The organism is Methylopila henanensis (assembly GCF_042681025.1).
GTDB lineage: Bacteria > Pseudomonadota > Alphaproteobacteria > Rhizobiales > Methylopilaceae > Methylopila > Methylopila henanensis.
Genome location: NZ_JBHUER010000008.1, coordinates 96,731 through 103,756 on the forward strand (window position 1 = coordinate 96,731; position 7,026 = coordinate 103,756).

Annotated in this window: 7 protein-coding genes; all 7 read right to left on the minus strand. The window is 54.4% G+C overall.

Annotation, left to right across the window (positions count from 1 at the left end):
• Positions 1–292: 292 nt before the first annotated feature.
• On the minus strand, positions 293–1,603 hold the full coding sequence (locus tag ACFSCV_RS10945) for a DNA phosphorothioation-associated DGQHR protein 1 (protein ID WP_378799628.1): 1,311 nt from the start codon (positions 1,601–1,603) through the stop codon (positions 293–295).
• A complete protein-coding gene (locus ACFSCV_RS10950) occupies positions 1,551–2,087 on the minus strand; it encodes a hypothetical protein (RefSeq protein WP_378799629.1) in 537 nt (178 codons plus the stop codon). The genes ACFSCV_RS10945 and ACFSCV_RS10950 overlap by 53 nt, the downstream gene beginning before the upstream one ends.
• Positions 2,088–2,137: 50 nt before the next feature.
• Entirely contained in the window at positions 2,138–2,380 is a 243-nt protein-coding gene (locus tag ACFSCV_RS10955) for a sulfurtransferase TusA family protein (protein ID WP_378799630.1), read from the minus strand.
• Complete coding sequence (locus tag ACFSCV_RS10960; RefSeq protein ID WP_378799631.1) at positions 2,377–3,903, minus strand: FtsK/SpoIIIE domain-containing protein; 1,527 nt, start codon at positions 3,901–3,903, stop codon at positions 2,377–2,379. The genes ACFSCV_RS10955 and ACFSCV_RS10960 overlap by 4 nt, the downstream gene beginning before the upstream one ends.
• Positions 3,900–5,969, minus strand: a complete 2,070-nt coding sequence (dndD, locus tag ACFSCV_RS10965; protein WP_378799632.1) for a DNA sulfur modification protein DndD — start codon at positions 5,967–5,969, stop codon at positions 3,900–3,902. The genes ACFSCV_RS10960 and dndD overlap by 4 nt, the downstream gene beginning before the upstream one ends.
• Positions 5,970–5,985: 16 nt before the next feature.
• Entirely contained in the window at positions 5,986–6,201 is a 216-nt protein-coding gene (locus tag ACFSCV_RS10970; protein WP_378799633.1) for a DNA modification system-associated small protein, read from the minus strand.
• The coding region (locus tag ACFSCV_RS10975) for an adenine nucleotide alpha hydrolase family protein (RefSeq protein ID WP_378799634.1) at positions 6,194–7,026 on the minus strand (833 nt) is incomplete at its 5' end. The genes ACFSCV_RS10970 and ACFSCV_RS10975, both read right to left, overlap by 8 nt.

Below are 7,026 nucleotides of genomic sequence, written 5' to 3' on the forward strand. Positions count from 1 at the left end.
CGGGACCTTGAGGACGCTGCCTTCCCTGCCCTTGATCGGCAACACGCCGGCATACGCGACGACCGATCTTTCCAAGATGCCGGATTGCGCTCGCTTGCCTGGGGACAATGGGATTGGCCGCTGACGGTTTCGGCATCTGAACGTGCGATCCTCGAGCTTCTCGATGAACGATCGATCGCCGCCAGCAACCGAGACCGCAAATCCATCAAAAGCGCCTCACCCATCCCGTGCCGACGGGAATCCCTCCCGATTCAGACCGGTCAGAAAACGCTCTAGGTAACGATAATCATCGTTATGTCGAAGCCGAGGTGACACTATCATCCATCCGCTCTTCGATCGCACGCCTGATAATTGTTCGACCCGATCCAGAGGCATTCTTAAAAATATCTCCTGCGAAATCGATTGAAGCCGCCGGATGCAAGTGGGTCCGGAAAAACTCTATACTGACGTCGCGCTCCCCATATGCAGCTGCGGCTAGCTTCCTACGGAGAATGTCGAAAAGCGCCTGAACTCCAACTGTTTTAAAGATGAAAGAACCAGCACTCGCCTTGGACCAAAACTCAAAATCACACGCCTTAAGGAAATTTAGGACTATTGTGAAAATCAGTGCGTCATTATTCGTCAGATAGAGTTCGCGGAGCGGCGATCTGTCTTTCGCGCCATCGTGCAGCGCTGACCGCTCCTTTTGTCTCGGTGAGAGTAGGTACTGGGTGTCCCGCTTTGGGTTTGTTGAGAAAAGCCGAAGGATCCCCTCGACCACCACAGCTGTCGATACGCGCCATCCGGCGCCTGCGGAAAGCTCTGCAAGGACGGTATCCTTTTTAGGAGCGATCACGATCTTTCCCTTGAGCGGAGAGTCTTCATCGATCGCAAGCCTGCGGGTGAAGAAAACCGCCAATTTATCAGGCGACCATTGCGATGCGGGCTCCTCAAGGATGTTGTAGCCAAACAGTTCGTAGGTGAGACTCTTGTCTACGGGCTTTTGCGTGGAATTGATCGTAGCGAACAGCTGCGCTTGATAGGGCTTGGGCAAATCGAGGTAGATCGAACACAGCAAATCCATCTGAAGGCGATCCTGGTGCTCGATTTCCGTGAATCCGAAGAGCCTATGTTGACCATCGATAATCGCAGCCAGCTTTTCTCCAGTTGGGATGGTTAACGACAGGCACCCGTCATCATGTTCAGTAACGAACCAGCGTCTGGGTTGCGCGGAGAGCTGCTCGTCCGGCACGTCCTCGGCAGCCTCCTCTTCATCCTCAATGAGACCATCCGTCCTAAAATTTGCGGCCAGGATGATCGAGTTGGGGAACGCAGAGTCCTGGCGATCGATATAGCCGCCAATCTGAGACAGGCGCTTGGGCTGGAAGACCCGCTGGGTGCCATCGAGATCATATCCATTCTGATCAGGACGGGCCGCAGCTTTCATCGTATCGCTGAACGCTACGTTCAGGAGAAGTTCAGCTGGAAGCGCAACGACATAAAACAGGCCAAGAGGCTGCCGAACCTGGATCGCTTTGGTTGTGTAAGGGAAGGTAATCATAAACTCGTCCTCAATGCTTGAAACCATCAAGGCTGCCGGAAAGAGGAACAGATGGGTCGCCACCGATTGGCGCGTTTACTGGAACAGTGTCTCGAAACGATGGATCTGCCCCGTTCGCAATCCACCAAATCCAGATAGCGACCACTGAAAAAAATAACGCCCACCTCATTGCCACAGAGAAGTCTGTCGGTCGTCCGAACGCTAACCAGGACGCCGCGAGGGCGAAAACGACGACAAGCAGCAGTGCAAATGCTCGCAATCCCTTGGCTTCGCTCCCAAACACCATTTGAAGGCTGGATGATCCGACCAATGCGGGGAAAAAGGTCAAAAGTGCCACGAGGATCGCATCTGGTTTGGCTTCGTTCGTTCCATAAGCGTAACGAATAACTTCAAACCAAACCCCTAGGCCACTGCACAGAACAACGCCCAGCAAAAGATAAACCCAGAACGTTACATGCCTCATAGGTGAGCATGTGCGTCCCCAAATATCCTTGCCCAACAGGGTAAAACCATTGGTGGACGTAGAAGTTAATGACGATTCTGACACGTGTACTGCCCCCCCCCAGCGGCCACTTCGTCCTAATGTTTAGTGGCAGACTATGCTTTCAACTTTATCAGGTACCAACGCATTTCATCTGAAATGCCTTTGTCAAGCAGATCATGGCCGTCAGTATTGACCATGTGCGGAATGTCGATATCAGCGAGCGGATCAGTGCATTCCACCCGCACTTTCGAGCCACCCGGCAGCTTTTTAACAGCTTTGCGAGTGCGGGCGACGGGGATTGGGCAGCGCAGCCCTTTCATATCGAGCAAATAGATCGTCTCGTTATCAGGACTCACTTTCGCACCACGCTTTCAACATCAGCCAAACTCAAAAAATACCCATGAGCTCTGCTACTCTCTGTGCCCGAGAGCTTGACGATCATATCTCCGGCGCCAAGGAGCTCCTCTGCTCCAGGATCATCGAGAATGATTTGGGACTCAGAAGCCTTCTGTACGGTAAGCGCGATGCGTGCCGGAATGTTGCTCCGAAGCAAACCGCTGAAGGTCTTTGCGTCTGGCCGCTGAGTCGCGAGAATGAGATGGATACCGGCGGCCCGAGCCAGTTGGGCGAGGCGGACAATTTTCTGCTCAATGTCCCTGTCCTGGAGAACCAGATCGGCCAACTCGTCAATGCAGGCTACGATAAAGGGAACATGCATCCCCTTTTTTGCCGCTTCGCCAACATTATTCACGCCGAGCTCGCTCAATCGGCGATAACGGTCATCCATTTCGGCAACCAGATCATCGATCATTTCTCGGCAAGCGGGAACACCGATGGCGATTTTATCCTGCCAAAGAAAACGCGAATTCGCATAGACGCTGAATTCAACCTGCTTCGGATCGAACAAGGCAAGCCGCAATGAAGCAGGCGAGTGCTTTGCAATGAGCGATACCAGGAGAGCGTGAACACAGACGCTCTTCCCCTGTCCTGTCGCCCCGCCGACGAGCAAGTGCGGCATGGACTTGAGATCGAACTGAAGTGGTTTGCCGATGACATCCACCCCAGGGCAGACAACGAGTTGATCGCCGTTCGGTGACACTGATTTGAGAGCATCCAGCAGGTCTTGTTTACCTGCCGACTTCCATGTTGCCCGTGGTCGGGGGACATCGATCATGACGATGCGGGCTTCGTCGCCAGCGCTAAGCGTCGGCATGTGCTGTTGAAGGCTCATGGCTAGAGCCAGCCTCTCCAGGCCTCTCTTGAGTTTATCCAGTTGGTTCACGTCTCTCAGTGCCACGCGATATCGGGACAGCCTCGGGCCATGTAGAACGCCTTTGACTTCGGCGCTGACGCCGATCTCGGCAAGAGCTCGAACGAGCAGGTTCGATTGATCGGTCGGAGGAGTTTCCTCGACCTTCACGCGAGGCGCCGCCCCCGACCCGACCGGTCGATCGGGGAGGTCTGCCCGCCTTTTTACCAAAGTGCTGATGAAGCTATCGAAATCCTCGTTGCTGTTTTTCCAGTCGTCGTACAGAAGGCTGGCGCCTCTATGCCAATGTTGTCGGAGAAACCCGCGAAAGGTATCCATCCCATCAATTGCTGTCGCGCCGAACACGCGTGCATGTGTTAGGATCAATCCGACCCATATCGCCACGTCCTCCTGAGTGAAGATCGACGATGCGGGTATTTCCAGACCTTTCGCATCGACCTGCTCCACCGGAAGCGCGCCGAGCGACAGCGATCGGCCAATGGCCAGTCGCGCGACCGCAGCTTTCGTCGACAGCCCAAGAACTTCCATCAGTTGCTTGGTTTGACTGTCGGCGTGAGCGGAAGTCCGGAAGCGAGCTGCCATGATCTGCTGAAGGCTCACGGTACTCATGCCACCTCCTCAAGGAAATACTGATCTTCATGAGCCCTGGTCCGCCCAATTCCGTCACCCACATCCGCATGATCGAGAAGATAGGTCTTTGATATATTGTCTCGGATGCGCTCTAGGAACGCTGCATCGATTTCCTCGTCCTGACTAAGAAGAATAACCTGCCGATTTTTCTCACCCGTCCAATAATTCAATATGTTCTGGCGGTGTTTGCTATCGAGGCGACCGAGAGGCGTATCGACGACAAGCGGCGCCTTAACACCAGATACTCGTGCAAGGCCAGCAATGAGCGCCGTAGCGAAAATCTGGTTCTCGCCTGCTGAGCGATCGAAAGATAGCGGCTTTCCGGATTTGCCCACAATGACCGTGGTGCCATCATCCTTGATCTCAATCTTTGACACTTGGTCCTTATGAGCAAGCTGCTTGTACACCGCAGTCATATGTGCGGCGAGTTCCTTTACTTTCAGCGGAAACAGCGCTGGGATGACAACATCGATCACCTTGCGAACACGTTCGGATCGTTCGATGATCGCCCGCGCCGGGGAGGACTCGTCGAGCTTCTTGCGCTCACGCTCGTATTCCGCCCGTTGAGAAGCTATCTGCGCATCGAGTGCGACGAGGCGACGATCGTCCGACCGCCATTCATCATCCAGCGCCGTCATCCGATCCTGGACCGCTTTGAGCTCGGCGGTCAGCTGAGCCAACGTACCGTCGCGGTCGATTCCTTCGAGACGCGTGATTTTTCGGCCGAGCTCATCGATACGGTCCGTTAGGTCCGCCTCTGCTCGAAGGACATCCTGAATATCCTGGTAGCCAAGCGACATAGTCGCGAGGAGGGACAGGACCCGATCCCTTTCCGATGCCGATAGATAATCGTGAATGATCTCGTCGGCGCAATCGTTGGGGGGCGGATAAAACAGGCTGGCCCAAGCGGCGTTCATGCGGCTGCGTACCGCCTCAACCTGTTCAATTGTCAAAGGTGGATCAATCGGCGGCGCGGATTGTTGTTCGTAAGCAGATTTGAATTCCAGTTGACGTGGCTCAAGCGCACGCTTTTCGGTATCCCACTGGAACCATCTCTGCTCCCTTTCGAGCTGGTTCTGGAAATTCGCAACCAGTTCTTTCGACGCGAGGTGAAAAGGCAGGCGCTGCGCGAGAATCTCTTCGAGCCGCTTATGTGCGTCTCGAAGCTGCCCACGCAGCTGCTCCCGCCCCTCAATCAGGTCCTTGTATGTCGCGGTATCGCCGCCGCCGCCGCCAGCCGCGGTAACACGTTCCAATAGGGATTGAAACTCACCGTCAAGACGTTCGCGCTTCTGTCGTGTCTCGTCAGATTTCCGCCTAAGTTCTCCGGCGCTTTTTTCATTTTCAGTGAGCTGATTGAACAGCAGCGTGAGCCGGTCTTCATCAACGTTCGCGACGGTCTCGCGCTTGGAGCGCTCGAAATTGCGCAGACGGTCTGCCAACTGACGGAGGAGTACAACGCCAAGCAACCCTTCCAGCCCTTGCTTCACCTGTTCAACTCGCCCCTGATCGGCAAGCTTTTTCACTTCTTCGCCGTCAAAAAAGAAAAACGGCGCGACGTGAGCAGGAATGAAGAATTCATCAAGCGCCTCTGAGAGATGGAAGGAATTCCGTCCATCCGAGCGGGGCAGTTGTGGCACACCTCTGATAATTTCGCGATACGTGGCTTCCTCGTCGGTCCAGTTGCCATTTGAACGGAAATACCACTTCCTGGAAATCTCGACGGCCTTGCTCTTTGTTCGATTGATAACGACTTTGACCATCATAGTGTCGCGGCCGTCGCGGAGGGCCTCGCCGTTGAACGCCTTCTCAAGAAAGGTTGGATATCCGCGACTGTCGTCCGTTTTCAGGCCCGCCCGAGCCAAATGTGACATAGCGTCCTTACCGTAGAGACACAGATAAAGCGCTTCGAGAATCGAAGTCTTGCCATATCCGTTCATGCCGCCAATCAAGATAACGTTGCGGCCGTTGGTTGGCTCGGGGAAATTGAATTCTTGGCGCTGATAGGACTTGAAGCACACGAGTTCTATTTTTGAGATCCACATACCCTCGTGCCCCGCCTCAATCCATTCTGCCCAGAATCTCTTCGATCCGCTGATAGATGCCTGCCGCTCGCTCCTGATGTTGGCGTGCCCTCTGCAAGCCAACAAGTTCCGCAATCACGTCGACGGGCACATTGTTCTCCCTCGCTACCTGATCAAGGACTTTCGCCGCCTCTTTGTCTTCCCATAGAGGCAAATCGTTGAGTTGCGCTTCCTCGATAATCGATTCAGACATCGGCCAATCCCCCTTGGGCCTGAAGCTCCTCGGACCAATGCCGATAGATAAGTTTCAGCTCATCATCCGATATTAAGCGATCTCCAAACCGTTCCTGCACATCTATGAGCCGCGAGAGAATTTCTCGTCGGGCCTGAATGGTGAAGGGACCGGGAATATGTCTCCCGTTTACGTCAAAGGAGAGCTTTCCGTTCCTCCTGACGATCTGGCGCATTTCAGGATTGTTGCGAATTGAGCGAAGCCAATCTCGGAAATCGATTAGCGGCTGGAAGTGATGTTTGCCAGCATCCACAAAGCCCTGAAGGCTCTTGTCCTTTTCGACAACCGTGCAGGTCCAACATCCGAAGCGGCTATTAGATGTGCCGCATCCAGGTGCTTCATCTGCGCTCAAAACGACGGGGCATTCACCACCCTCAGAGTCACGATAGAGCTTGATCAAAGAGGCATGATCTCCGCCCCAAGGTGCATGGTATGTACCAAGAATTTCCCAGACGTCTTCAATGGTGAGGTCGACGATCGGGCGGTAAATCAGCGCACCAGGGAGCCTGTCATGCGGAGCAAGATTTCCACCGCGACCGTTCCGCCATTTGTCAATCGACCGCTGTCGAGACTGGCTTTCGTCGCGCCGCACGCCCAGAACGACAATAGCGGCTCCGGATTGAGAAACCTGCTCTTTGATATACCCGCTGGTCGGCTGAATCTTAAGCCGGTCCGTGCACCAACGCATGGTCATGTTAGGGCTGGGATAGCCTTTTCCAATCAAGAGCACCCAGAATGTCTTATCGGGGTCAGGCTTGGTTCTCGCGACCCTAATCGGCAGATCGA